The organism is Bradyrhizobium sp. CCGUVB4N (assembly GCF_024199945.1).
In the GTDB taxonomy this organism is placed as follows: domain Bacteria; phylum Pseudomonadota; class Alphaproteobacteria; order Rhizobiales; family Xanthobacteraceae; genus Bradyrhizobium.
On the sequence record NZ_JANADP010000001.1, the window covers coordinates 5313124 to 5338655 of the forward strand.

At 64.7% G+C, this 25532-nt stretch carries 20 protein-coding genes; 1 reads left to right on the forward strand and 19 read right to left on the reverse strand.

Going from position 1 to position 25532, the window contains the following annotated elements:
* Position 1 precedes the first annotated feature (1 nt).
* The 18 genes from lpxA to NLM31_RS24545 all read right to left on the reverse strand — a co-directional run bounded on the left by lpxA (position 2) and on the right by NLM31_RS24545 (position 23111).
* The gene (lpxA, locus tag NLM31_RS24460; RefSeq protein ID WP_254193942.1) at positions 2 to 793 is read right to left on the reverse strand and encodes an acyl-ACP--UDP-N-acetylglucosamine O-acyltransferase; all 792 of its coding nucleotides are present in this window, start codon (positions 791 to 793) and stop codon (positions 2 to 4) included.
* A gap of 187 nt (positions 794 to 980) precedes the next feature.
* Complete coding sequence (gene fabZ, locus NLM31_RS24465; RefSeq protein WP_018320213.1) at positions 981 to 1442, reverse strand: 3-hydroxyacyl-ACP dehydratase FabZ; 462 nt, start codon at positions 1440 to 1442, stop codon at positions 981 to 983.
* Positions 1439 to 2506 (reverse strand): UDP-3-O-(3-hydroxymyristoyl)glucosamine N-acyltransferase, encoded by a 1068-nt coding sequence (gene lpxD / locus NLM31_RS24470; protein ID WP_254193943.1) that lies wholly within the window; start codon positions 2504 to 2506, stop codon positions 1439 to 1441. Before lpxD ends, fabZ begins: the two co-directional genes overlap by 4 nt.
* A gap of 155 nt (positions 2507 to 2661) precedes the next feature.
* Positions 2662 to 5196: an outer membrane protein assembly factor BamA gene (gene bamA, locus NLM31_RS24475; protein WP_254131806.1), complete on the reverse strand. Its 2535-nt coding sequence runs from the start codon at positions 5194 to 5196 to the stop codon at positions 2662 to 2664.
* 174 nt (positions 5197 to 5370) lie between these two features.
* Positions 5371 to 6522, reverse strand: coding sequence for an RIP metalloprotease RseP (rseP, locus tag NLM31_RS24480; protein WP_254131807.1), 1152 nt, complete (start codon positions 6520 to 6522; stop codon positions 5371 to 5373).
* A gap of 44 nt (positions 6523 to 6566) precedes the next feature.
* The gene (dxr, locus tag NLM31_RS24485; RefSeq protein WP_254193944.1) at positions 6567 to 7790 is read right to left on the reverse strand and encodes a 1-deoxy-D-xylulose-5-phosphate reductoisomerase; all 1224 of its coding nucleotides are present in this window, start codon (positions 7788 to 7790) and stop codon (positions 6567 to 6569) included.
* Positions 7791 to 7794: 4 nt separating this feature from the next.
* Positions 7795 to 8580 carry a phosphatidate cytidylyltransferase gene (locus tag NLM31_RS24490; protein WP_254196255.1) on the reverse strand — a complete coding sequence of 262 codons (786 nt, stop codon included), beginning with the start codon at positions 8578 to 8580 and terminating at the stop codon, positions 7795 to 7797.
* A gap of 53 nt (positions 8581 to 8633) precedes the next feature.
* Positions 8634 to 9392, reverse strand: coding sequence for an isoprenyl transferase (locus NLM31_RS24495; RefSeq protein ID WP_254131809.1), 759 nt, complete (start codon positions 9390 to 9392; stop codon positions 8634 to 8636).
* A 12-nt stretch (positions 9393 to 9404) separates the two neighbouring features.
* Positions 9405 to 9968: a ribosome recycling factor gene (frr, locus tag NLM31_RS24500; protein WP_092229539.1), complete on the reverse strand. Its 564-nt coding sequence runs from the start codon at positions 9966 to 9968 to the stop codon at positions 9405 to 9407.
* A 68-nt stretch (positions 9969 to 10036) separates the two neighbouring features.
* Entirely contained in the window at positions 10037 to 10753 is a 717-nt protein-coding gene (pyrH, locus tag NLM31_RS24505) for a UMP kinase (protein WP_254131810.1), read from the reverse strand.
* 60 nt (positions 10754 to 10813) lie between these two features.
* Positions 10814 to 11737 (reverse strand): translation elongation factor Ts, encoded by a 924-nt coding sequence (gene tsf, locus NLM31_RS24510; protein WP_254131811.1) that lies wholly within the window; start codon positions 11735 to 11737, stop codon positions 10814 to 10816.
* A 137-nt stretch (positions 11738 to 11874) separates the two neighbouring features.
* Positions 11875 to 12864 carry a 30S ribosomal protein S2 gene (locus tag NLM31_RS24515; RefSeq protein WP_254131812.1) on the reverse strand — a complete coding sequence of 330 codons (990 nt, stop codon included), beginning with the start codon at positions 12862 to 12864 and terminating at the stop codon, positions 11875 to 11877.
* 209 nt (positions 12865 to 13073) lie between these two features.
* Positions 13074 to 15482, reverse strand: a complete 2409-nt coding sequence (locus NLM31_RS24520; RefSeq protein ID WP_254193945.1) for a caspase domain-containing protein — start codon at positions 15480 to 15482, stop codon at positions 13074 to 13076.
* A 196-nt stretch (positions 15483 to 15678) separates the two neighbouring features.
* A complete protein-coding gene (locus NLM31_RS24525) occupies positions 15679 to 16449 on the reverse strand; it encodes a carbonic anhydrase (protein WP_254193946.1) in 771 nt (256 codons plus the stop codon).
* A 99-nt stretch (positions 16450 to 16548) separates the two neighbouring features.
* A complete protein-coding gene (locus tag NLM31_RS24530; protein WP_254193947.1) occupies positions 16549 to 17064 on the reverse strand; it encodes a hypothetical protein in 516 nt (171 codons plus the stop codon).
* Between the two features lie 126 nt (positions 17065 to 17190).
* A complete protein-coding gene (dnaE, locus tag NLM31_RS24535) occupies positions 17191 to 20694 on the reverse strand; it encodes a DNA polymerase III subunit alpha (RefSeq protein WP_254193948.1) in 3504 nt (1167 codons plus the stop codon).
* Between the two features lie 471 nt (positions 20695 to 21165).
* Positions 21166 to 21885, reverse strand: coding sequence for an outer membrane protein (locus NLM31_RS24540; protein ID WP_254193949.1), 720 nt, complete (start codon positions 21883 to 21885; stop codon positions 21166 to 21168).
* Positions 21886 to 22292: 407 nt separating this feature from the next.
* Positions 22293 to 23111 (reverse strand): transglutaminase-like domain-containing protein, encoded by an 819-nt coding sequence (locus NLM31_RS24545; protein WP_254193950.1) that lies wholly within the window; start codon positions 23109 to 23111, stop codon positions 22293 to 22295.
* 172 nt (positions 23112 to 23283) lie between these two features.
* On the opposite strand from NLM31_RS24545, the gene NLM31_RS24550 reads away from it, so the two are divergent.
* A complete protein-coding gene (locus tag NLM31_RS24550; RefSeq protein WP_254131818.1) occupies positions 23284 to 24519 on the forward strand; it encodes a hypothetical protein in 1236 nt (411 codons plus the stop codon).
* 70 nt (positions 24520 to 24589) lie between these two features.
* Here the strand turns inward: NLM31_RS24550 and NLM31_RS24555 are convergent, their stop codons facing one another.
* Positions 24590 to 25522: a dihydrodipicolinate synthase family protein gene (locus NLM31_RS24555; protein ID WP_254131819.1), complete on the reverse strand. Its 933-nt coding sequence runs from the start codon at positions 25520 to 25522 to the stop codon at positions 24590 to 24592.
* Positions 25523 to 25532: the final 10 nt, after the last annotated feature.

A 25532-nucleotide genomic window follows, 5' to 3' on the forward strand; every position in this document is an offset into this window, starting at 1 on the left:
GTCACTTCTCGATGGTGGGAAGACAGAGCGGACGCTTGCCCTTGCCGATGAAGCCGAGGATTTCGGCGATCGCCGGATCTTCGCTCTCGAGGGACCGCACCGCCTCCAGCCGCTCGGCGAACGTGCCGGAGCCATGGAAGAGTTTCTGGTAGAATGCACGCACGGTTGCGAGGCGCTGCCGGGTGAATTTGCGCCGCTTCATGCCGATGAGGTTGAGGCTCTCCAGCACCGCATATTGGCCGTTGGCGAGCCCGTACGGGATGATGTCGTCGCGCACGCCCGAGAGGCCGCCGACCATCACATAGGACCCGATGCGCGTGAACTGGTGCACCGCGGACAGCCCGCCGATATAGACGGCATCGCCGATCTCGCAATGGCCACCGAGCGTCGCCGAGGTCGCGAAGATCGCGTTGTTGCCGACCATGCAGTCGTGGCCGACATGGCTGTTGTTCATGAAGTAACCGTCGTTGCCGACGCGCGTCTTGCCGCCGCCCTTGACGGTGCCGACGTTCATGGTCGCACCTTCGCGGATGGTGCAGCCGGAACCGATGTCGAGCGTGGTCGGCTCGCCCTTGTAGCTGAGGTCCTGCGGCGCGCCGCCGAGCACCGCGAACGGCGAGATCACGCAATTGTCCCCGACCGAGGTATGGCCGATGACGGTGACCTGTCCGAGCAGCTTGCAATTGGCCCCGATCCGGGCGTTGCGACCAATGATGCAAAAGGGCCCGATCTCGGTGCCCTCGCCGATCACGGCGCCGTCTTCCACCCGTGCGGTGGGGTCGATCTTACTCATCAAGCGATCTTACTAATCAAGAAGGTCTGACTATGTGTTGAACTTGCTCGGCTTTCCGGTGGTTAGCGCGACTGCGCCCGATCTGTCCAGTGACGTATGATCTCGGCGTGTTTCAGAGAGCGGCTGAAGAAGCCACGCCACTGCATCAACGACCTCATCCAACACTTGAACGGGCGGCGCGCCCCAATCAGTCGGTCAACATGGCTCCGACATCGGCTTCGGCGACGACTTGACCATTGACCTTGGCATCGCCGTGAAACCACCACATCGCCTTGCGGCGGCCAACCGAGCGCATGTGATACTCGATGGTGTCGCCGGGCAGCACGGGCTTGCGGAATTTGCACTTGTCGATGGTGAGGAAATACACCGCGCGCGGCTTCTCGGTGCCCTCGACCGACTTGATGCCGATCACGCCGGCGGTCTGCGCCATCGCCTCGATCATCATCACGCCCGGATAGACCGGACGTTCGGGGAAATGGCCCTGGAAGGCCGGCTCGTTGAAGGTGACGTTCTTGATGCCGATGCCGCTGTAATCGGCCCGGATGTTGATCACCCGGTCGATCAGGAGCATCGGAAAGCGGTGCGGCAGCGTCTGGAGGATCGCATTGATATCCACCAGCTCGAATTTCACAGGTGATTCCGCCGTCATTCCCGTCCCTCGTCCTTCGGATCGGCCTTGCTGTCGCGTACCAGGCGCTCCACCGCGATGATTTCCTTGAACCATTGTTTGGTCGGCTTGGCAAAAAATCCACCCCAGCGACCATTCGGCGGGATGTCGTCCTTGACCCCGCTCATCGCGGTGACCTGGGCCCCATCACCGATCTTGAGGTGATTGTTGATGCCAACCTTTGCTCCCAGCGCCACGTTGTCGCCGATCGTCAGGCTGCCCGCGAGCCCGATCTGGGCCGCCAGCAGGCAGTTCCGGCCGATCGTCACATTGTGGCCGATCTGGACCTGATTGTCGATTTTGGTGCCCTCCCCGATCATGGTGTCCCGCAGGGAGCCGCGATCGATGGTGGTGCCGGCGCCGACTTCCACATTGTTCTGGATCAGCACGCGGCCGGTCTGGGGCACTTTCAGATGCCCTTCGGGGCCGAAGAAGATGAAGCCGTAGCCGTCCTGGCCGATCGAGCAGCCGGGGTGGATCAGCACGTTGTTGCCGATCAGTGCGCACTGGATTGCCGTGCGGGCGCCGACATTGCAGTCCCGCCCGATCTTGACGCCCGGACCAAGAACCACGCCGGCGCCGATCACGGTGCCGCTGCCGATCTCGACATCCGGACCGATAACGGTCAGCGGCTCGACGATGACATCGTCCTCCAGCCGCGCCGACGGGTCGATGATGGCCGATGGCGCAATGCCGTCATTGCCGAACCAGGACTGTGGGCGCAGCGCATCGCCATGCCATTCCCGGGCGATCCCGACAAAGGCACGGAACGGCTGCGCCACCCGCAGCACGGCCACGTGCGCGGGCACCTGGGCCTCGAAGCGCGGGCTCACCAGACAGGCGCCGGCCTTGGTCGCCTTGAGCTCATCGGCGTATTTGAGGTTGTCGAAGAACGCCAGATGCATCGGGCCGGCTTCGTCCAGCGAAGCAAGACCGGTGATAACATGACCGCCCCTGACAGGGTCGACCAGTTGCGCCTTGGTCAGCGCGGCGATGTCGGCCAGCGTCGAGGCCGGCGGCTTTTTGAAGAAGGTCGGCTGCGCCATTCCACCCCGTCGCGGTCCGGCTTCGGCATGAAGCGATCAGGCCGCATCATGCCTTATCTCATGGATTGAGCGTGATCTTTTTGGCGATCAACCCCCAGGGAATTCCCGGAAGGGAACTCCCAAGGGGGCCAGATCATCATGCCCTGTTGATCGAATTAGAACGAGGTGCCGCCGCCGAACCGGAATTCCTGCACGCGGTCATTCTTGCCCTTGGTGAGCGGCACTGCGTAGTCGAAGCGCAGCGGACCGAACGGCGAGGCCCAGATCAGACCGACACCGACCGACGACCGGACCACATTGCCATTGTCATACACCAGGCCGGTACAAGTTCCGGTCGTAGCCGGGTTGATGGTCGAAGGCGTGCAGTTCGAGTTCTTGGTCGTGGTCATTTCGTTGGTCAACGACCACGTCGTCGGGCCCTGATAGTCGAAGAGACCGCCGGCGTCGGCGTAGACAGCGCCCTTCAGACCCACTTCCTTCGGAAGGAACCAGAACGGCATCTGCAATTCCAGCGAAGCGCCCCAATATTTGGTGCCGCCAATTGCGTCCTGCGTACCATAGGGATTCAAGTCGCGCGGACCGATGCCGTTCGGCGCGAAGCCGCGGACGAGGTTCGGACCCATCTGGAAGTGATCCAGCATGCGCAGATCGCTGCTGCCGACCTTGTTCAGGACACCGCCCTGAAGATGGACCACACCGACGAGGTCCGACACCAGCGATTGGTAGTACTTCGCATCGGCCACGGTCTTCAGGTAGGAGACGTCGCCGCCGACGCCGGCGAAGTCCTGCCTGAAGTCGACGAGCAGGCCGTCGGTCGGGTTCTTGTTGTTGTCCAGCGTGTTGTAGGTCAGCGTGTAGCCAAGCGCCGAGGTCAGCGTCTTGCCGCCCGCAAGTTCCTTGCGGACCGGGAGCGACGCTTCACCATCACCGTAGCAGCCGAGGCCGTTGGTCGAGGTCAGATCAATGCCATTGACGGCAGCGAAGGCCGGGCTCGGGTTGAACGCCGACGAGCCGAGCACGTTGTTACAGTTCGCCAGGTTGGACGGCAGCGTGATTTCCTGCCGGTAGATCGAGTAGCGCAGCTGGAGCGACAGATCCTCGCGCAGCTGGAAGCCGAGCCGCGGGCTGAAGCCCAGCGTCTTGGTGCCGTAGGAGATGTAGCTGTTGGACAGCTGGGTGCGCTGATAGAGGTCGAGGCCCAGCGCGACCCGGTAGTCGAGCAGGTACGGCTCGACGAACGACAGCGAATAGCCGCGGGCGTACTGGCCGTAGGTGACCGACGCCTTGGCGAACAGGCCGCGGCCAAGCAGGTTGCGCTCGGAGACAGAGACTTCGGCCAGCGCACCGTCGGTCGTGGAGTAACCGCCGGAGACCGAGAAGTCGCCGGTCGACTTCTCTTCGAGATCGACGATCAGGACCACGCGATCGCTGGACGAGCCGGGCTCCGTCGTGATCTTCACGGTCTTGAAGTAGTCGAGGTTCTTCAGGCGGCGCTCGGCGCGATCGACCAGCGCACGGTTGTAGGCATCGCCCTCGGACAGGTCGAACTCGCGACGGATCACGTAGTCACGGGTACGGGTGTTTCCGCGGATGTTGATGCGCTCGATATAAGTGCGCGGGCCTTCGTCGACGTTGAACACGACGGCGACGGTGTGCGCATCGAAATTGCGGTCGCCGCCCGGACGCACCACTGCGAAGGCATAGCCGCGGCGCGACGCCTCGATCTGCATGTCCTCGACCGATTTCTCGACCGATTCCACGTTATAGAGCGAGCCGACATTGACGCGCGAGAAGCTGCGCAGCGTGCTCGGGTCGAAGTTCGGGATGCTGGTGCGGAAATCGACGGAGCCAACGCGGTATTGCTGGCCTTCCTCGATCTTGAAGGTGACGTTGAAGCCCTTCTTCTCCGGATCGTATTCCGTGAGCGCGGCAACGACCTGAACGTCGGCGAAGCCGTTCTTCAGGTAGAAGCGGCGAATCAGGTCACGGTCGGCCTCGACGCGGTCCGGATCGTAGATGTCACCGCTTGAGAGGAAGCTCAGCAGGTTCGATTCGTGGGTCTTGATGACGTCCCGGAGGCGGTAGGACGAGAACGCGTTGTTGCCGACGAACTCGATCGACTTGACGCCGGTCTTGGCACCTTCGTTGACCGTGAAGACGAGATCGACGCGGTTGTTCGGCTGCTCGATGATCTCCGGCGTGACGGTCACGTCATAACGGCCGGAGCGGCGATAGATTTCGGCGATTCGCAGCGTGTCCGACTGCACCATGGCGCGCGAGAACGTGCCGCGGGCCTTGGACTGGACTTCGGCGGTGAGCTGCTCGTCCTTGATCTTCTTGTTGCCTTCGAACGCGATGCGCCCGATCACCGGGTTTTCCACCACGGAAACGACGATCTGACCGCCTGCGCCGCGGTTGATCTTCACGTCCTGGAACAGGCCGGTTTCGATCAGCGCCTTGAGGCCGTCATCGATGGCGCCCTGATCGAGGCGGCCACCGGGGCCGGGCTTGAAATAGGAGCGGATCGTCTCCACCTCGACACGGCGATTCCCCTCGACGGAGATCGACTGCACGGTCTGAGCGAGCGCAGACGAAGACACAAAACCAGCCCCAACCGGGGCAAACACCGGCGCGCCGAACAAGATCAGGGTTGCGAGCAAGCCCCCCCGGAGTCGCAGTCCAAACTTCATGCGCAACGCGCCCTTATCAACGTACCAGACCCAACCCCAAAGCCGGTCTGGGAGATTCCCCAAGTTCTAGCCGCTTGTAGCCAATTTCACCGACGCCGCAAACGGCCGAGCGCGCCGCAATTTCAATTTCATTCCAAGACGTTGCTCAACAGCAACGCCACAAAAAAGCCCCTATCAGGAAGCCGCCATCCGCAGGATGTCGTTATAGGTCGCAAACACCATCAGCATCAGCACGAGACCCAGTCCGATTCGGAAGCCCATCTCCTGGGTGCGCTCGGACAGCGGACGGCCGCGCACGACTTCGGCTGCATAGAACATAAGGTGGCCGCCATCGAGCAGCGGGATCGGAAACAGGTTCAGAAGCCCGATCGAGACCGACAGCACGGCGCACAGATTGATCACAAACTGGAACCCGGCGCTCGCCGCCTGCCCCGACATCTTGGCGATGCCGAGAACGCCACTGACCTCGTTCGGATTGCCCTGGCCGACGAACAAGGAACCCAGGAACTTGAAGGTGCTGGTGATGATGAACCAGACCTGCTCCACCCCGATCTTGAGCGCCTCGCCGACACCGACCGGCGCGGTCGAGGCCTCACCGGCCTGAGACTTGTGCTCGACGCCGAGCACGCCGACCTTGTGGCTGTTGCCGAATGGATCCTTGCGCTCGAGCAGCGCCGGCGTCGCGGTCAGCGATACGATCGCGCCATCCCGCTTCACCTGGAACGCCAGCGCCGAACCGGCGTTCGTCGCGACGATCCGCTGCATGTCGGCAAAGCTCTCGATCGGCTTGCCGTCGATCTGCACGACGACGTCGCCGATCTTGAAGCCGGCAGTGGCCGCAGCACCGTCGGCGACGACGCCGTCGACGCGCGCGATCGTGCTCGGCTTGCCGTAATACAGGGCCATCCCCGCGAAAATCAGCGCGCCGAGAATGAAATTGGCAATCGGACCGGCCGCGACGATGGCGGCGCGCGGGCCGACCTTCTTGTGATGGAAGCTGCCGGCGCGCTCCTCGGCCGTCATGGCCGCGAGCGTCTCGGCCGACGGGGTCGAAGCCTCGCTTTCGTCGCCGAAGAACTTGACGTAGCCGCCGAGCGGGATCGCCGAGATCTTCCAGCGCGTGCCGTGGCGGTCGTTGAAACCAACCAGCTCAGGTCCGAAACCGAGCGAAAAGGTTAACACCCGAACGCCGGCCCAGCGCGCGACCAGGAAATGGCCGAGCTCGTGGAAGAACACGACGATGGTCAGGACAAACAGGAAGGGAACGACGTAGCCGAGGAGCCCATGGCTCAACGTATTGAAACTATGGGTAAAAAAGTCGATCATCGAATTCCCTCACCCAGCGCCGCTAGGCCCTGGCCCCGAACTACCTAGGATGCCTTTAAGGCAATTTGAGGCAATAGGGCGGCAGCTTTATTTCGAGAAACATGGTCAATGGATATTGCGTCGTCCGCCGAGGTCATGGGGCCCTGGTTCCCGCCCCGGATCCAGTCCTCCAGCGTCGCCTCGACCAGCCGGGCAATGGCGCCGAACCGGATCTTGCCGGCGATGAAGGCCGCGACCGCGACCTCGTTGGCCGCGTTGTAGACCGTGGTCGCCCCCTTCCCGTGCCGGAGCGAATCGAACGCCAGGCGAAGCCCGGGGAACCGCTCGAAATCCGGTGCCTCGAAGGTGAGCTGGCCGATCTTGGCCAGATCGAGCCTGGCCGCCGGTCCCTTGATGCGGTCGGGCCAGCCGAGGCAATGGGCAATCGGCGTGCGCATGTCCGGCGAGCCGAGCTGCGCCATCACCGAGCGGTCGGAGAACTCGACCATGCCGTGAATGATCGACTGCGGATGCACCAGCACGTCGATCTCGTCAGGCGCCAGCGCGAACAGATAGGACGCCTCGATCACCTCGAGCCCCTTGTTCATCATCGAGGCGGAATCGATCGTGATCTTCTGGCCCATGCTCCAGTTCGGATGCTTCAGGGCCTGTTCGAGCGTCGCCTGCTCGATGTCGGCCGGCTTCCAGGTGCGGAACGGACCGCCGGAGGCGGTGATGATGACGCGAACCAGCTCGTCGCGATTGCCCGATGCCAGCGCCTGGAACAGCGCGTTGTGCTCGGAATCGGCCGGCAAGATACAGGCGCCCGCTTTCGCCGCGCGCTGCATGAAGAAATCGCCGGCGCAAACCAGGCATTCCTTGTTGGCGAGCGCGACATGCGCGCCGCGATCGACCGCGGCCAAGGCCGGCTTCAGTCCCGCCGCGCCGCTCACCGCCGCCATCACCCAATCGGCCGGACGCGCGCCCGCCTCGATCACCGCGCTTTCGCCGGCGCCGCATTCGGTGCTCGTGCCGGCGAGTGCGGACTTGAGCTCGGCGAGCTTGGAGGCATCGGCGATCGCGACGAAGCGCGCGGAAAATTCCTTCGCAAGCTTCGCCAGCGCCTCGACATTGCTGTTCGCGGTCAGGGCCTCGACGCGATAGCGCTCGGGCGAGGCGCGCAGCAGATCCATCGTGCTGTCGCCGATCGAGCCGGTGGCACCGAGCACCGTGACGCTGCGGATGTCGGCCGCAGCCGGCTTGTTGTTACGCAAAGGGACTGCGCTCATATCCTCACCAAACCATAAGACCGCTTCCGGCGCTATGCACACCATGGCGGAGAAAGCCGATAATCCATGCCACCAGGATGGCGGCGACAAAGCCGTCCAGGCGGTCCAGAAGTCCGCCATGGCCGGGAATTAAGTGACTGGAATCCTTGACGCCAAAGCGCCTTTTCACCGCGGATTCGAACAGATCGCCCGCTTGCGAGACCACCGACAGGATGCCGCTAACGCACAGCAGTGGAACCGCTTTTCCGAGGCCGAATGCGGCAAAACCGGCCGCAACCGCAAGGCTCGCGGCAAAACCGCCGAACGCGCCGGCCCAGGTCTTCTTCGGGCTGACGCGCGGCCACAGCTTCGGTCCGCCGATGCCGCGGCCGGCGAAATAACCGCCGATATCGGTCGCCCACACCACGAGCAGCACGAACATCAGCGCGGAGAAGCCGTTGACCAGATCCTTCCGCACCAGGATCGAGGCGAGCAGCGCCGCCGCCGCATAGGCAAAGCCGGTCGCGGCCCAGACGAACTTGCCCCGGGCGATCAGCGTCACGATCGCACCGCCGACACAGCCGGTGACCACGGCGGTTTTCAGTCCACCGAAGGCAACGCTGGCTCCCATCATGGCGATGACGATCGTCCCTGCCCCGGTCAGCGCGGCCGAGCCGGCGCCCACCACCATCAGCCACTCCGCGAACAGTCCGATCGACACCAGGGTGACGAGCAGCGCCCACAGCCAGCCGCCGGCGTAAGCGACCGCAATGGTCAGCGGCGCCAGGACCAGCGCTGCGAGGACTCGCATCACGAAATTGCTCGGGGCAGGCTTCGCGCCCGCGGCTTCGGCGCCGGGTTCGCTCACGAGACGGTTTTCGCGACCAGGCCGCCGAAACGGCGCTCACGCCTGGCGAATTCGGCGATCGCGCCTTCGAGCGCCGCCTTGTCGAAATCGGGCCAGTGGACTGGCACGAACACGAGCTCGCTATAGGCGGCCTGCCACATCAGGAAGTTGGACAGGCGCTGCTCGCCGCTGGTGCGGATGATGAGGTCGGGATCGGGAATGTCGGGCGCGTCGAGATGAGCGCCGAGCGCATCGGCATCGATCGAGGCAGGATCGCGGCTGCCGTCTGCGACTTCGCGCGCGAGCTTCTGCGCCGCTTTCGCGATCTCCTGCCGCGAGCCGTAGTTGAAGGCGACGACGAGCGTGAGGCGCGTGTTGTCGCGCGTCAATTCCTCGGCCTCGTTGAGCAGCGAGCAGATGTCGCCCTCGAGCCCGTCGCGCTCGCCGATGATGCGAACCTTGACGCCGTCGCGATGCAGGCTCGCGAGGTCGTTGCGGATGAAACGCCGGAGCAGACCGAAGAGATCGCCGATCTCGCTCGCCGGGCGGGACCAGTTCTCCGAGGAGAACGAGAAGATGGTGAGATAGCGGATGCCGAGCTCGTGCGAGGCACGCACTACGCGGCGCAGCGCCTCGACACCGCGGCGATGCCCCTCCGCACGCGGCAGGCCGCGCGCAGCCGCCCAGCGCCCGTTGCCATCCATGATGATGGCGACATGCGCAGGCGCCTCGGACCGGTCTGGTCCTTCCGTTGCGGGCGCGGCGGCGTTGGACATGGAAAAGAAGCCTTAAACGGTGAGGATTTCTTTTTCCTTGGCGGCGAGCAGCTGGTCGATCTCGGTGATGGTGCCGTCGGTCGCCTTCTGGACCTCATCGGCGTGACGCTTCTGATCGTCCTCCGACATCTCGTGATTCTTCTCGAGCTTCTTCAGGACATCGAGACCGTCGCGACGGACGTGTCGCGCAGCCACCTTGGCGGCTTCGGCGTATTTGTGCGCGACCTTGACCAGTTCCTTGCGACGCTCCTCGTTCAGCTCGGGAATGCGCAGGCGCAGCACCTGGCCTTCGGTCGCGGGCGACAGGCCGAGATTTGAATCGACGATCGCCTTCTCGACCGGCTTCACCATCGTCTTGTCCCAGACCTGCACCGAGATCAGGCGCGGCTCGGGAACGCTGACGGTGGCGAGCTGATTGAGTGGCATGTGACTGCCATAAGCCTCGACCTGCACCGGATCGAGCATCGATGCCGACGCGCGACCCGTACGCAGGCCGCCAAGCTCGTGCTTGAGCGACGCCACCGCGCCCTGCATGCGGCGCTTCACTTCGTTGAGATCGAAATTACCCGTGGCCATCACGTTTCTCCTTCAATATCCCGGCGACCTCACCTCGCCGCCCTTCCCTCGGGCGCGCAGATGAGCCCTCAGCCGGCGACGATCGTCCCGTGGCCGGCGCCGCGTAGAATCGCGCCGATCGAACCGGGCTCCGCGATCGAAAATACGATGATAGGCAGCGACGTCTCGCGGGCAAGTGCGAAGGCGGTCGCATCCATCACCTTGTAGCCGCCCTCGATGGCCTGCGAATGCGTCAGCCGGTCGAATCGCGTGGCGGACGGGTCCTTCTTCGGATCGGCCGAGTACACGCCGTCGACATTGGTCGCCTTCAGCACCGCCTGGGCGCCGATCTCGGCGGCGCGCAGCACCGCCGTCGTGTCCGTGGTGAAGAACGGATTGCCGGTTCCGCCGCCAAGCAGCAGGATCCGGCCTTCGGCGAGGTATTTGTGCGCCGCCGCACGGGTGAACAGCTCGGACACCTCGGGCATGACGAACGCCGAGAGAGCCCTCGCCGGCGTGCCCTTGCGTTCGATCGTCGCTTCGAGCGCGAGGCAGTTCATCATGGTCGCAAGCATGCCCATGGTGTCGCCGGTCGGGCGCGACACGCCGCGGGAGGACACCTCGACGCCGCGAAAGATGTTGCCGCCGCCGATCACGACCGCAACCTCGGTGCCGAGCTGACGGGCGGCGATCAGATCGTCCGCAACCCGGTCCATTGTCGGCTGATCGATGCCAAAGCCTTGCTGTCCCGCGAGGTATTCGCCGGACAGCTTGATCACGACGCGACGATAGACCGGATCAGTCATGAGCACTTTCCTCGTCCGGGCGCCGCTTCCGGCGGCACGCCGGAAGGAACGTTCCGGCGCTTACTTCTTGCCGCTGGCCGCCGCGACCTCAGCCGCGAAGTCCGATTCCTGCTTCTCGATTCCCTCGCCGAGAGCATAGCGCACAAAGCCCGCGATCTTCACCGCGCCGCCGACCTTGCCTTCGGCTTCCTTCACCGCCTGCGCCACCGACTTGCCGGTGTCGTGGATGAAGGCCTGCTCGAGCAGGCAGACTTCCTTGTAGTAGGTCTTCAGACCGGACTCGACGATCTTCTCGATCACGTTCTCCGGCTTGCCCTGCTGGCGATATTTGTCGGCGAGCACGTCCTTTTCGCGCTTGACGACGGCCGGATCGAGACCGGACGGCTCGAGCGCGAGCGGGTTGGCGGCGGCGACATGCATCGCGATCTGGCGGCCGAGCGCTGCGAGCTCGTCGGCCTTGCCGGGCGATTCCAGCGCCACGATCACGCCCATCTTGCCGGCGCCGTCGACGACCGCGCCGTGGACGTAGCTCGACACCACGCCCTGGCTCACTTCGAGCGCAGCGGCACGACGCAGCGTCATGTTCTCGCCGATGGTGGCGATCGCGTCGTTGATCGCGGCTTCCACCGTGACGTCACCGACCTTGGCGGCCTTGATCTTCTCGACGTCGGCGCCGGCGTCGAAAGCGACCTGGGCGACCATCTTGACCAGGCCCTGGAACTGGCCGTTACGCGCGACGAAGTCGGTCTCGGAGTTGACCTCGACCACGACGCCCTTGGTGCCCTTGGTAAGCGCGCCGATGAGACCCTCGGCCGCGACGCGGCCCGACTTCTTGGCGGCCTTCGACAGGCCCTTCTTGCGCAGCCAATCCTGCGCCGCTTCCATGTTGCCGTCGTTCTCGGTCAGCGCGGCCTTGCAGTCCATCATGCCTGCGCCGGTGGACTCGCGCAGATCCTTGACCATCGCAGCAGTGATCGTTGCCATCGTTGAAAATCCTTCTTGCCTGCCGGTTCGCCGCGGCGCGGCTCCAATTGCCCCGCCGCGGTCCATCTCAGGAATTCGCGTCAACTGAATGAAAATGGTGGCCGGATCCTATCCGGCCAACCCATCGCTCTTTTTGACTATTCCGCTTCCGCGGTCAGCGCCTTGGCCTTGGCGACCCAAGCGTCCGCGCGGCTCGGCAGACCGACTTCTTCGCCGATCTTGTGCGCGGTGTCGTGATCGAGCTCGGCGAGCTGCCAGTAGTGGAAGATGCCGAGGTCGTTGAACTTCTTCTCGATCGCGCCCGACACGCCCGGGAGCTTCTTGAGGTCGTCGGCGGTGCCGCGCGGGCCGGCGAGGCCCTGGAAGCCGCCAGCAGCCGGCAGCTCTTCGGCGACCGGACGGGCCGAGGCACCGATGTCGATGCCGGAATCGCCCTGGGCGCGCGAGATGCCGTCGATCGCGGCACGCGCGATCAGGTCGCAATACAGCGAGATCGCGCGACCGGCGTCGTCATTGCCCGGCACCACGTAGGTGATGCCCTTCGGGTCGGAGTTGGTGTCGACGATCGCAGCGACCGGAATGTTGAGCCGCTGGGCTTCCTGGATCGCGATGTCTTCCTTGTTGGTGTCGATCACGAAGATCAGGTCGGGCAGACCGCCCATGTCCTTGATGCCGCCGAGCGAGCGATCGAGCTTGTCGCGCTCGCGCTGAAGCGTCAGGCGCTCCTTCTTGGTGTAGGAATTGGCTTCGCCGCCGGCGAGAACCTCATCGAGGTGACGCAGGCGCTTGATCGAGGCCGAGATCGTCTTCCAGTTGGTCAGCGTGCCGCCGAGCCAGCGCGAATTGACGAAATACTGCGCGCAGCGCTTGGCTGCGTCCGCAACACCGTCCTGCGCCTGGCGCTTGGTGCCGACGAACAGGATGCGGCCGCCCTTGGCAACCGTGTCGCTGACGGCCTGGAGGGCCGTGTGCAGCATCGGCACGGTCTGGGCGAGGTCGACGATGTGGATGTTGTTGCGGGCGCCGAAAATGAACGGAGCCATCTTCGGATTCCAGCGGTGAGACTGGTGACCAAAGTGCACGCCAGCTTCGAGCAGCTGACGCATAGTGAAATCGGGTAGTGCCATCGTTCTAATTCTCCGGTTGGTTCCTCCGGAAGCGTGTGAGCAAGACGGAGCGTTGTCGCCCCGGCTGCCACCGGACGGCCTTGTGAGCCATGCTTCCGTGTGAGATGCGGCGCTATATAGCGCCATTTCGGCCAGAAGCAAGGAAATAAGGGCCTTTCGGGGCTTCTACCGCCCGCGAAAGGCCCATTCCGGGATTTCCGCCCTGTCCGCTAGCACTTTGGCTGGTTCGGCGGGCATTTTTTCGGGGCCGGAGCCGCAGGCCGCGGCGGCGGTGCCGGCGGCCGCGGCGGGGCCGCAGCCACCCGGGGCGGCGGTGGCGGCGGCGCCGGACGGGCGACAGGCGGCGGCGCCGGCCGCGCGGCGGCAACGGGCGGCCGCGGTGGTGGTGGCGGCGCGGCGACCCTCGGCGGAGGCGCGGCCACCCGCGGCGGCGGAGACGTTGCCGGTCTTGCGACCGCCTGCGGATGCGGTGGTGGCGGCGGTGGCTGCCTTGTGACCTGCGCGGGCGTTGGTGTTATTGGCCGCTGCCCCTGCGGCTTGAGCGTCTCCCGCACACCGACCGGCGGCGACGGCTGCGTCGGATTGCCATTGGTCACGTTGGTGGTCACCGTTGGCTTGCCCGCAGGGCTCGTGGTTGGCGAGGTCACCGCCGGCTCATGCGCCAGCGATTTTGCATGCGGATCCGTCACGCCGGTCACGGGCGTCTGTGTCACGGACGGCTTGGCCGCGGCGTTGGCCGGAGCGGTCGTGTTGGTCGGCGCCGTTGCCGTATTGGGATGCATTTGCGGAGTGCCGCCGACCGGCGTCGTCGTGGTCGGAGCGCCCCCAACTTTCGGCGTTTGGACTCCCGGCTGCGCTCCGGTCCCGGACGATACGGGTGCCGTCTTCGTGTCGGGAAGCGGCAGCGCATGGCCCTGGAGCGGCGTTGACGTCGCCGCATTGTTCGGCGCGAGATTGGCCTTCGTCGGAACGATCGTTCCCGGCTTGGCCGTCGGGTTTTGGACGAAGGCCTGCTGGCTCGCGTTGAGCGGCTGGGTCGGGTTCTTCTGAAACGACAGTGCCTTGTCCTGAACGATCCTGGGGACATGGGTGACGGCGCCCGCGCTGGTCGTGCCCGCGGCAACGGATACGGCGGCCGTGACGTTACCGGCCGGCGGCGGCGGCACGGGCCGGTTGATCACGGTGTTGATGACCGTGGTGTTGTGGATGTTGTTGAAGATGATGTTGTTCGGCGGCGGCGCGACATAGACCGGCGGGCTGTAGAACGCCGGGATCGGCACGAACACCGGCTGCGGCAGCACGAACAGCCCGACGACGGCAAGCGGCGGTGCCAACACCACGAAATCCGGCGGCGGCGGCGGACAGAAATAGACCGGCGGCGGCGGCGGCGGCGCGAAGCCGAAATCGGGATCGCTGAAATACAGCACCGGACGGTCGACATAGACCACCTCCGCCGGCGGCGGTGGCGGCACGTCATAGTCCATCATCGCAAAGGTCGGCGGCGGCTCGAGCGGCGCGGTCAGGATCGCCAGGCGCCGACGCGCATCACCCGCATGCGGCCCGCTCGGATAGCGGCGCAGATACGACCAATAGGCGTCCGGCGTATCGGCGCGATAGGACCGCCGCCAGGTGATCGCCTCGCGGCGCGCCGCCACGATCGCCATCACGCGCTTGGCCATGGGATCACCGGGATAAGCGGCGAGAAATTCCTCATAGGCCGGCAGCGTGTCGCGCTCGAGTGCCGCCGCATAGGCGTCCTGCACACCGAGATCGCGGATCGGCTTGTTGCGGATGGCGGCGACCTGGTCGGGCGCGGCCTGCGGCGGCGGCGCGTCCGGGGCGCGCTCGAAGAAGGCGAACTGCGCGGTGATCTTCTGGTCGTCCCACGGAACTTGCGCGCCCTTGGAGGTCTCGTTGACGCGCAGGCGAACGCGGTCGAACACTTCCGGCAACGACAGCCCGCCGGTGCGGATCATCTCGGCGAGCGATTGCGCATAGATGCCGTATGGCCCCGGCTCTTCCGGCGCCACCGTGCCGGGCGCGGCGTTGAAGGCGATCAGCATGTTCGGATCGGGTTCGACCAGCGCCAGGCCGCTCGCGATCGGCTGCTGGCCGCCCTCGACGAAGGGCTGCGCGCGCGCCGCGTCGAGCACGACGATGTTGGCCTTGAGCGGGATCGCGGCGAGCTGGCGGGCATAGTCGCTGATGCGCAGTGCCTCGGTCGGAATGTCGGTGTCGCGCGCGATGTTGGAATCGACCGGGATGAAATAGTTCTCACCGGCGAGCTGCACGCCATAGCCGGACAGATAGATCATCGCGACGGTGCCGGGGCCGGAGGCCTGCGCCTTCTGGATGAAATCGCGCAAGCTCTTGCGCAGCGTGTCGCCGTCGAGGTCACGCGCGCCGACCACGTCGAAGCCTGCCGCCTGCAGCGTCTGCGCGATCAGGCCGGCATCGTTCGCGGCGGTTGCCAGCGGCGACTTCGAATAGGCGCCGTTGCCGACCACGAGCGCGATGCGCTTTTCCTGCTGCTGTGCAAATGCCGGCGGCGGCGCGCTCGCCGCAATGGCCACGATCGGAAGGAGAAGGCAGATAAAGATTCTGAGCGTCCCACGCATGGCCTGCCTGCCGTTTTTGTTGTTGAGGTGCCAACGCGTATGAAACGCGCTGCCAGCTGAATGGTACTTGAACGAAACACTTTGTCACGAAAGGCTCGGATTGAGGCGGCGGCATGACGCCCGCCGATCCCGGCATGTTGCGTCAGCTCCGCGTAAGCCTTGCGGCCAAAACCGAGCGAGGGGCCGGCCTATTCGTTCAGCCCTGCGCGATCAGATCGACCGTTCCCGTCGTCAGCCGGTAGATGCCACCGACGACCTTGAGCTTGCCCTGTTCCACCGCCGCGTTGAGGATCGGCGCGGCCGACTTCAGCTTGCCGACATTGTCGATCACGTTCTGCCGGATCGCCTTGTCGAGTACGTCCCCACCCTGCTGCATCGCAGCTTTCGCCGCCGGCGCGATCGCATCGACCAGCGAAGGAATGTGTCCCGGCGGCGATGTGTTGTCCTTGATCGCCTTCAGCGTCGCATCGACCGCGCCGCAGGCATCATGGCCGAGCACGAGGATCAGCGGCGTGTTGAGCACGGCGACCGCGTATTCCAGGCTGGCGATGGTTTCGGTGCCGGCAAAATTGCCGGCGACGCGGCAGACGAAGAGATCGCCGCGGCCGGTGTCGAAGGCATATTCCGGCGCGATGCGCGAGTCCGCGCAGCTCAGCACCGCCGCGAACGGATTCTGCCCGCCGGCCAGCGCCTCGCGCTCATGCTTGAAATCGTGGCGCCGCGCCACGCCCTCGACGTAGCGCGCATTGCCCTCCGTCAGCCGCTTCAGTGCCGCATCCGGCGACAGCACGTTCTGCGGTTTGGGCGGGGCCTTGTGCTCCTTGGCGAAGGCTTGGCTGACGAAGGCTTGGCTGGTGAAGGCTTGGCCGGCGACGGCGGTGCCCAGCGCAGCGACAGCGAGCTGCATCGCGGATCGGCGCGACGGCCCCGTGTGACTCAAGCGATCTTCGGAGCATTTCTCGCACATCGTTCGCTTCCTCGGCTGTTCCAGCGGGATCCGTGCAGACGCAATATTCTACATCCCGGCCGCAACGGCGTCACGAACTCTGAAGGCCCTGCCCCGCACCTACTGGGCCTCGGCCAGCTTCAGCTCGGCGATCGTCGTTCGCGCGGCGGTTTCGTCCAGCGCCATGAAATCCACGGGCCCCTGGTTCTTGTAGCCGGAGGTCATCGCGAGCGTCAGACCATAGCCCAACACCCCCGTACTCGCGTTTGCGATCACGGCATTCTTGCGCTCGCTCACGCGGGCGACAAAAAACAAGGTCTCGCCTGGGCGCGCGGAAAACTCGACATGCGTCACGCCGGGAAAGCCCGGCTCCTCCGCCACGAACCAATGCGGCCCTGCCGCCGGACGATCCGCATAGACATAAGTCCCGGTCTTCAGCCCCGAGAGCGGCGTGCCATCGAGCTTGAATCCCCAGCCCGCATCGGCAAGACCGCCAAAGCCTTTTTCACGAAACACCACGATGCGCGCCTGCCCCGCTTTCGGTGGCCCGATCTTCCGCAGCGTTTCCGAATAATCCAGCCCGCTTCTCGCAGTCGTCTCACAGCCGCACAGCATCGCCGCGGCCACGAGCAGCACCAGCCCACGCAATAGCATCACGCCCCCGAACTTCATTCCCCGAAAGGCATGCTAGCCGGAAACATCGCTTGGTTGCAATGGCAGGATCGGATCCACCAGACCGATCATACGGTCGCAGCAGCAAGGCTAGATCTGCTGCACGTCCACCACGCCGGCCACCGCCTTGATGGCGCCCGCGATCTGCGGCGAGACCTTGAAGCGGCCGGGCAGCTTCATCTCGACCTCGGTCTCGAGGTCGAGCATCATCACCAGCGAAACTTCACCGTCGCCGTTACCGCGCGGTGCGATGCCGGGACTGCCGACCTTTGGCGCGGCGCCGTTCGCGCCCGCAGCCTCCGGTCCGGCCAGGCGCTTGGCGATCGAATCCAGCGGCTTGGTGTCGCGCACGAAGATGCGCAGGCCCTTCTGCGTCTTGGCCGCGGCGTCGTCCAGCGGCTCGGCATGCAACACGCGGGCGCGGACATCCTCGCCCTGCAATTCGGCGCCGAGCTGCAGCAGCACGGCAGCGCCCGGCTCCAGCACGTCGCGATATTGCGCGAGGCCCTCGGAGAACAGCACGGCCTCGAAATGACCCGTGGGATCGGACAATCCCATGATGCCCATCTTGTTGCCGGTCTTAGTGCGCCGCTCCATGCGCGACACCACGGTGGCCGCGACCTTGCCGGCGGTCGCACCTGTCTTCACGGCGCGTGAAAATTCCGCCCAGCTTTGCACCCGCAGCCGCTTCAGCACCATGGCGTAATCGTCGAGCGGATGGCCCGACAGGAAGAAGCCGACGGCGTCGTATTCGCGACGGAGCTTTTCGGCCGGCAGCCAGGGCTCGATCTGCGGCAGCATGATGGTCGGCGCGTCCGCTGACATGCCGAACATGTCGTTCTGGCCGATGGTCTCGGCCTGATGCGCGCGCTGGCACGCCGCCAGGATCGAATCCGCACCGGCGAAGACCCGCGCCCTGTTCGGCTCCAGCGTGTCGAAGGCGCCGGCGGCGGCGAGACTTTCGATGATGCGCTTGTTGATCGCACGCGGATTGACCCGCGCGGCGAAGTCGGCGAGCGAGGTGAACAGACCGCGCTTGGTCCGCTCCTCGATGATCTGATCGATCGCCTGGATGCCGACGCCCTTCAGCGCGGCGAGCGCGTAGTAGATGACCTTGTCGCCGACCTCGAAGGTCGCGCCGGAGCGGTTGATATTCGGCGGCTCGACCTTGATGCCGAGGCGTTGCGCCTCGGAGCGGAATTCGGAGAGCTTGTCCGTGTTGTTGAGATCGAGCGTCATCGACGCCGCGATGAACTCCACCGGATAATGCGCCTTCATGTAGGCGGTGTGGTAGGACACCAGCGCGTAGGCCGCCGCGTGGCTCTTGTTGAAGCCGTAGTCGGCGAATTTCGCCAGCAGCTCAAAGATGGTCTCGGCCTGCCCCTTCGGCACGCCGTTCTTCACCGCGCCGGCGACGAAGATGTCGCGCTGCTTGTCCATCTCGGCGCGGATCTTCTTGCCCATGGCGCGGCGCAGCAGGTCGGCGTCGCCGAGCGAATAACCCGACATCACCTGCGCGATCTGCATCACCTGTTCCTGGTAGATGATGACGCCGAAGGTTTCTTTCAGGATCGGCTCGAGCACGGGATGCAGATATTCCGGCTCCTCGTCGCCGTGCTTGCGCGAGCAATAGGTCGGGATGTTCGCCATCGGGCCCGGGCGATACAGCGCGACCAGCGCGATGATGTCCTCGAAACGGTCAGGACGCATGTCGACCAGCGCGCGGCGCATGCCCTGGCTTTCAACCTGGAACACGCCGACCACCTCGCCGCGCGCCAGCATCTGATAGCTTTCGGCATCGTCGATCGGCAGCGTCGCGAGATCAACATGGATGTCGCGCGGCTTGAGCAGCTTGCACGCGACGTCCAGCACGGTCAGCGTCTTGAGGCCGAGGAAGTCGAACTTCACGAGGCCGGCCGGCTCGACCCATTTCATGTTGAACTGGGTCACCGGCATGTCCGACTTCGGATCGCGGTACATCGGCACGAGTTCGCTCAGGGGGCGATCGCCGATCACGATGCCGGCCGCGTGGGTCGAAGCGTGCCGCGTCAGGCCTTCGAGGCGCTGCGCAATGTCGAAGGCGCGCGCCACCACCGGGTCTTCGTCGCGGAACGCCTGGAGTTTCGGCTCGCTCTCGATCGCAGCCGCCAGCGTGACCGGCGCGGCCGGATTCTGCGGCACGAGCTTCGTGAGCTTGTCGACCTGGCCGTACGGCATCTGCAGCACGCGACCGACGTCGCGCAGCACGCCGCGTGCCTGCAGCGTACCGAAGGTGATGATCTGCGCGACCTGGTCGCGACCGTAGCGCTCCTGGACGTACCTGATCACCTCGCCGCGGCGATCCTGGCAGAAGTCGATGTCGAAGTCCGGCATCGAGACGCGCTCGGGATTGAGGAAGCGCTCGAACAGCAGGCCGAACTTGATCGGGTCGAGGTCGGTGATGGTCAGCGCCCACGCCACCAGCGAGCCCGCGCCGGAGCCGCGGCCCGGTCCGACCGGAATGCCCTGGCTCTTTGCCCATTTGATGAAGTCGGACACGATCAGGAAGTAGCCGGCGTACTTCATGCGCATGATGACGTCGAGCTCGAACGCCAGACGCTTGTTGTAGTCCTCCTCCGTCATGCCCTGCGACAGGCCGTGCACGCGCAGGCGATTGGCGAGCCCCTCCTCCGCTTGTCGCTTCAGCTCGGCCGCTTCGACCGAAGCCGCATCGGAGCTGCCGGCGGCACCGACGGTAAAGAACGGCAGGATCGGCTTGCGCGTCATCGGGCGGAACGAGCAGCGCTCGGCGATCTCCACTGTGGACGCCAGCGCTTCCGGAATGTCGGCGAACAGCACCGCCATCTCGGCGCGGGTCTTGAAGCGGTGATCGGGCGTGAGCTGCTCGCGCTCGGTCTCGGCGATCAGCCGGCCGCCGGCGATGCAGAGCAGCGCGTCGTGCGCCTCGTAGTCGTCGGTCGACGCGAAATACGGTTCGTTGGTCGCGACCAGCGGCAGGCCCTTCGCGTAGGCGATGTCGATCAGCCCGCTCTCGATTCGCCGTTCCTTGTCGATGTTGTGGCGCTGCAATTCGACATAGAGGCGGTCGCCGAACAGGCCGGCGAGACGCTCACAGCGCGTGGCCGCGATCTCGGCCTGCCCCGCCGCCAGCGCGAGCGAGATCGGCCCGTCCGGGCCGCCGGTCAGCGCGATCAGGCCCTCGGTCTCGCCGTCGAACCAGTCGAACTTGATGAACGGTGCGTGGCTGTCGGGTGATTCGAGGAACGCGCGCGAATTCAGCCGCATCAGGCTGCGGTAGCCGCGCTCCTGGGCGGCCAGCAGCACCACGCGCGAAGGCGGGAGCGCGTTGCGCGCGTTGGGATCCTGGTCGCCGAAATCGATCGCGAGCTCCAGGCCGACGATCGGCTGAATGCCGGACCCCGCCAGCTTGTCGGAGAATTCGAGCGCACCGAACAGATTGTCGGTGTCGGTCAGTGCCAGCGCCGGCTGATGATCCTTCTTCGCAAGCTCGGCGAGCTTGGCGATCTTGATCGAGCCCTTGAGCAGCGAATAGGCCGAGTGAACGTGAAGGTGGACAAATCCGGCGCTCGGCATGGTCGCGTAACGGCCTCTTGTGAGATGCGTTGGAGCGGTCGCCGGCAGTGGAGGCATCCCCTGCATCGCCCGGCCGACTCGCCTCACAATGGTGGGGGCTCGCCGCGCCAGAGTCCACGCCGCAGCCGCCGATCGGCCGCCTCATCCTGCTTTTCCCCAAGCGACCCGCTTGGCTGGAGCTGCGGGATCACAGCTGCGGGATGACTTGGGCCCAGATCGCGATCATCCCGACGAACAGCGCGATCGACGTCAGTGCAGCGGCTTCTTCCACGAAAATCCTGAACATGGCTTGCTCCATCACCAGAACGTATGAAGAACATTGTTCTCATTTTGTTCCGGGGAGTCAAGCCGACTCAGGTGCTTCAAATTGAAATGGTTAACTCGCTGAATTCGCACAACAAAAAAGCCCCAGCGCAAGGCCGGGGCTTTCGATGATCGCCTCTCTCGAAGCGATCAGTCTCGGTACTTTGCTCAGTACTTCGCGATGATCGGGCCGCCGAACTTGTAGTTCAGGCGGACGAGACCCATGTCGACGTCCTGCTTGATGTGGTCGGTCTGGACGCCGGTGAAGGTGACATCCTTGCCCGACAGGAAGATGTGGTTGTACTCGACGCCAACCGACCAGTTCGGAGCGAAGCCGAACTCGAGGCCAGCACCGACAGTGCCGCCCCAACGGGTGTCGTTGACCGAAGCAAACGTCGCGCCGGCAGCACGCAGCTCGTTCTTGGTGCCAACCACAGCCGCACCGCCCTTCGCGTAGAGCAGGACGTTGTTCCAGGCGTAGCCGACCTGACCGGTGAGCAGACCGAACGAATCGATCTTCGAGCGATTGGTGAAGCCGGTCAGAGCGCTGAGATTATCGCCGGAGAAGTCAGCCCAGTTGCCCTGGCCTTCCAGACCGAACACCCACTGTGCCGACTGCCAGCGATAGCCGACCTGACCACCGACCGTGCCGCCCGTGGCGTTGTGGGAACCCTCGCCGCCAACCAGCGGAGCGGTCTGATTCCAGGTCGTGTGCGCGGAAGCGCCGCCGCCGTTGATACCGATGTAGAAGCCGCTCCAGTCATAGACGGTCGCGATCATCGCCGGCGCCTTGGTGTAGGGCCGCGCAGCGAGGTCAGCAGCCAGCGCCGGTGCAGTCGCGCTGATCGCGACGAGGCTCACAGCAGCGAGCAACATGTTCTTGTTCATATTAATCCCGTTCCAGTTTCGTCATTAGGCCCCCGGGCCATGGCGTCGTCATAACAGCGATCGTCGGAATTGCTGTAACCTCGACGCCACAGTTCACCTCAAAGGGCCGCGCTACATTAATGAAAGTTTAGCGAGGCGCGCGCGGAAACCCTTTGAAACAAGACTCTTCAGCAGTTCCAATGTCATTGACGCGACATGCACTGCGAACGCGCGAAACAACGTCGCGCGCACAATCCTGTGATCAGAACATTGATGAATGCGTGCTGCGTTTGCTTTCCGCATTGTCGCCACATTCTCACGCGCGATCGACACAAGCGCGTTCATGTTGGACGCGCGCGCAAGCGCAGAAAAAACGGGTGGCCGCTCGCCGCTCGTGGCGCGTCGATTGAGGAGCGCGTACGCCTCTCTTAGAGCCAGGGCGGAGCGCTCAACGACGGCGCGATATCGACGGCGCCCTCCTCGCCCCGCTGCGCCAGACCATCACAGAGCAACAGAGCGGCCTCATCCAGCTCGAGATGCGGTTCGCGCGCCGCACGCCACGTGTCCCATGGCGAGATTTCCTTCTTGGCGAGCGCGAGCAGATCGCGCGCCAGGTTGACGCGCGCGAAGAACAGGCCGGAGGTCGTGCCATGGCCGAGCTGCGCGGGATCGATCGCGCCGGCTCGGCATCGTTGCCACGCCTCGATACCGGTGATGAACGCCGTACGCGGAACATCGGTTGGTTCAAAATCGAATTGGAGGAGGTTGCGGTGCGGCTCGTCGAGCTCCGCATCGACCAGGACCCAGCGTTGTTCATCCCGCGCCCAATACTCGCACACCCAGTGATCGTGATAGGGATGCCCTGTAAAGTAACTGCCGAAGCCGCAGCGGACGCGGGCCGGCACGCCGTGTTGGCGAAGAACGGCGCATAAGATCAATGCGTAATCCCGGCACGTCGCCAGGGCTCTCGACTCGCCCGGTCGCGCGATCGTCAGCGGTCTCGGGTCGATCGCCAGAAGTTGATCCAGACGTTTGGACACAGGCAGCGTGGCACGGCTTTGACCGGAGAACGCGGCAGGGTCGAAGCCCTGCCTCTCGATCCATGCCTCATGGATCAGCAGTCCGTGCAGGATGCGACACAAGGCTGGAATATCCAGCGCGAGGCCGCCAATCAAATTGGCATAAGCGCCGGGATCGGTAAGCGCACTGTGGCCGGCGTAATAGTTGGAAGTCGCAGGTTCACGCATCACGGGCCTGTCGGCGGCAAATCCATGCGCGGGCTCGTCAATGGAAGGGATCGATCCGCGCTTGTGACACAATAAGCTCGCGGCCTCCCAACATGCCACTAAAAGTTGTGACCTATCCGATCATCCTGTAACGTCGGCACGTATCTTTCACTGCGTCTGGTCCCGTCAGTTCATGCTTGCCCGCATTTTGCTCCTCGTGGCCGTGCTCTCGCTCCCCGGCACATCGCGTGCAGAACCGACACCGGCCGAGATCGCGGGGTTTGCCTCCAGGCTGACGATCTACCTTGCCAAGGGACCCCAGGACGCGTGCGGGCCGGGCTGCGATCGCTGGATCGCGATCGAGGGCCAGGTCGACAATGACGCGGCATCCCGCGTTCGCCGCTTCCTCGCCGGCGTCAAGGACACGCAGCGTCCGATCTATCTCCATTCGCCGGGCGGCAATGTGGAGCAGTCCTATGTCATCGGGCGGCTGCTGCGCGCCCGCAAGGCGGTCGCACGGGTCGGCCAGACCATCGCGACGGCCTGTGCAGCGGGCACGCAGGTGGACGCCGCATGCCTGAAGACGAAGAACGCAGCCGGCGAAGTCGAGGCCGAGCTGACCACCTACCATGCGATGTGCAACTCGGCCTGCGGTTACCTCTTCCTCGGCGCGACGTCGCGCGAGGTGGCCCCTGACGCTGCGCTGGCGGTCCATAACTCCAGGCTCGTCTTTGCCATTCACGGCCATCCGTCCCCGGAAGTGATCGCCGAGTTCAGGCGGCGTCGAACGGCAAGCGGCGACCGCGACCGCACCGCCTATGTTGCCGCGATGGGGATCAGCCGTGAGCTCGATGATCTGATCCGGACCGTGAAGTTCGAAAACCTGCACATGCTGACGCGCGCCGAACTGTATCGGTTCGGGATCGACACGCGACCGCTTGCCGAGACGATGTGGCGGCTGGAGAAGGGAGCCCGGCCTTACATCAGCAAGTTCGCGACGCTGAAGAACGACAACGGCCCGCCGTTCCGAACGATGGAATGGCGCCTGTATTGCAACAACAAGAATCGCGTGCCGCTGATGTTCGCGGCCGAGATCGATGAGGCCGCGGTCGGCAAACGCACGATCATGATGGCGGCGGACGCGGCTCCCAACGAGGAAGCCGGAGGATTATCGGTGCGGGCCGGCAAATACGAAATGTGGAGCGGCTCGCTCGATTTCGGCACGTTCAGGGCGATCATGGCGTCCCGCTCCCTGCATGTCCGGGAGACCCTGCGGCAGCCGGACGAAACGGCGGACACGACCAAGTTCGACATCGACATGACGGGCCTGGCAGCGGCATGGACGCAGCTCGAGGCAAATTGCCCGCCGGCGACGGCCGCCCCGAAGAGCCCCTGGCCATCGGTGCCTCAATCAGGGCGCGGCAGCTAGGGTCGCAGGCGCGTCGATATCATCGACGGCCTGACGTGACGATCGCGGTCCTTTCGAGAGCGCGTCGCGCTCAGCCTGCGGCTGCGATCTTCGCGCGGAACGACTGCTGTCCCTCGACGATCTTGTCGATCAATGCATCGAGCGCCCAGAAGCGCTCGCGAATGTCGAAATCGACCGCCCGGCTCTCGATGCAGGAAAAGGTGCCGAGCCGCTGATGATAGAGCTTGGCCAGTTTCGGATAGCCCATCGGCTCCGCCATCGCGGCCAACGCGAGATAGACTGACAGCTCATTCGCCAGCGACGGATGTTTCTGGTGCTGCGTCAGCAGCCATTTGTAGAGGTCGGGGTGGAAGTTCGTGAACACACCGGTGAATCCGGGAGCTCCCGACTTCATCGCGTCGAAGGCGATCGCGGCATTGGCGTTGACGATCCGGAGCGGCGAGCCGTTCGTCAGCTTGACCCGGCGCTGCACGGTCGGAAGGTCACACGAAACGTCCTTGAGAATTGCGAAGCGGCCGCTGTCGGCGCAAAAGGCCAGCTCATCGTCGGAGAGAAGCCGGCGGAACGGTGCCGGGCATTCATAAAGACCGAGGGTCATGTCCCTGGGCAGCCTGTCGAGCAGCCAGGCCACATTGTCGGTGAAATTCGCCCCCGCCAGATCGAGGGACGCGAGACGGTTGGTCACCAGCACCAGTCCATCGACGCCCGTCTTCGCGATCGACGTCAGCTCGGTGAGCTGGTCTTCCCTGGATTCGCTGATATGGCCGGACGCGATGACGGGAAGCCGGCCGGCAGCCGTCCTGGCGACGAACCGCGCCAGCTCGACGCGTTCGTCCAGCGTCAGGAACTGCATCTCGCTCGACTGGGCGACCGCGAACAATGCGTCGGCACCGTTGGCGATATACCACTCGATCAGCCTTTCGAGGCCGGAATAGTCGATCGTCTTCGCCTCGGTGAATGGCGTCAGCATCACGGGAATGATGCCCTTGAGAGCGATGGTCACAGGCTAGCTC

Bases quoted from the DNA above. Each gene is read 5' to 3' on its own strand.
- fabZ (WP_018320213.1), bottom strand. From the start codon at position 1,442: ATGACGGCGGAATCACCTGTGAAATTCGAGCTGGTGGATATCAATGCG.
- NLM31_RS24490 (WP_254196255.1), bottom strand. From the start codon at position 8,580: ATGCGAGTCCTCGCAGCGCTGGTCCTGGCGCCGCTGACCATTGCGGTC.
- lpxD (WP_254193943.1), bottom strand. From the start codon at position 2,506: ATGGCGCAGCCGACCTTCTTCAAAAAGCCGCCGGCCTCGACGCTGGCC.
- dnaE (WP_254193948.1), bottom strand. From the start codon at position 20,694: ATGCCGAGCGCCGGATTTGTCCACCTTCACGTTCACTCGGCCTATTCG.
- frr (WP_092229539.1), bottom strand. From the start codon at position 9,968: ATGGCCACGGGTAATTTCGATCTCAACGAAGTGAAGCGCCGCATGCAG.
- tsf (WP_254131811.1), bottom strand. From the start codon at position 11,737: ATGGCAACGATCACTGCTGCGATGGTCAAGGATCTGCGCGAGTCCACC.
- NLM31_RS24525 (WP_254193946.1), bottom strand. From the start codon at position 16,449: ATGTGCGAGAAATGCTCCGAAGATCGCTTGAGTCACACGGGGCCGTCG.
- rseP (WP_254131807.1), bottom strand. From the start codon at position 6,522: ATGATCGACTTTTTTACCCATAGTTTCAATACGTTGAGCCATGGGCTC.
- NLM31_RS24540 (WP_254193949.1), bottom strand. From the start codon at position 21,885: ATGAACAAGAACATGTTGCTCGCTGCTGTGAGCCTCGTCGCGATCAGC.
- bamA (WP_254131806.1), bottom strand. From the start codon at position 5,196: ATGAAGTTTGGACTGCGACTCCGGGGGGGCTTGCTCGCAACCCTGATC.
- NLM31_RS24515 (WP_254131812.1), bottom strand. From the start codon at position 12,864: ATGGCACTACCCGATTTCACTATGCGTCAGCTGCTCGAAGCTGGCGTG.
- NLM31_RS24520 (WP_254193945.1), bottom strand. From the start codon at position 15,482: ATGCGTGGGACGCTCAGAATCTTTATCTGCCTTCTCCTTCCGATCGTG.
- NLM31_RS24545 (WP_254193950.1), bottom strand. From the start codon at position 23,111: ATGCGTGAACCTGCGACTTCCAACTATTACGCCGGCCACAGTGCGCTT.
- lpxA (WP_254193942.1), bottom strand. From the start codon at position 793: ATGAGTAAGATCGACCCCACCGCACGGGTGGAAGACGGCGCCGTGATC.
- NLM31_RS24550 (WP_254131818.1), top strand. From the start codon at position 23,284: ATGCTTGCCCGCATTTTGCTCCTCGTGGCCGTGCTCTCGCTCCCCGGC.
- NLM31_RS24495 (WP_254131809.1), bottom strand. From the start codon at position 9,392: ATGTCCAACGCCGCCGCGCCCGCAACGGAAGGACCAGACCGGTCCGAG.
- pyrH (WP_254131810.1), bottom strand. From the start codon at position 10,753: ATGACTGATCCGGTCTATCGTCGCGTCGTGATCAAGCTGTCCGGCGAA.
- dxr (WP_254193944.1), bottom strand. From the start codon at position 7,790: ATGAGCGCAGTCCCTTTGCGTAACAACAAGCCGGCTGCGGCCGACATC.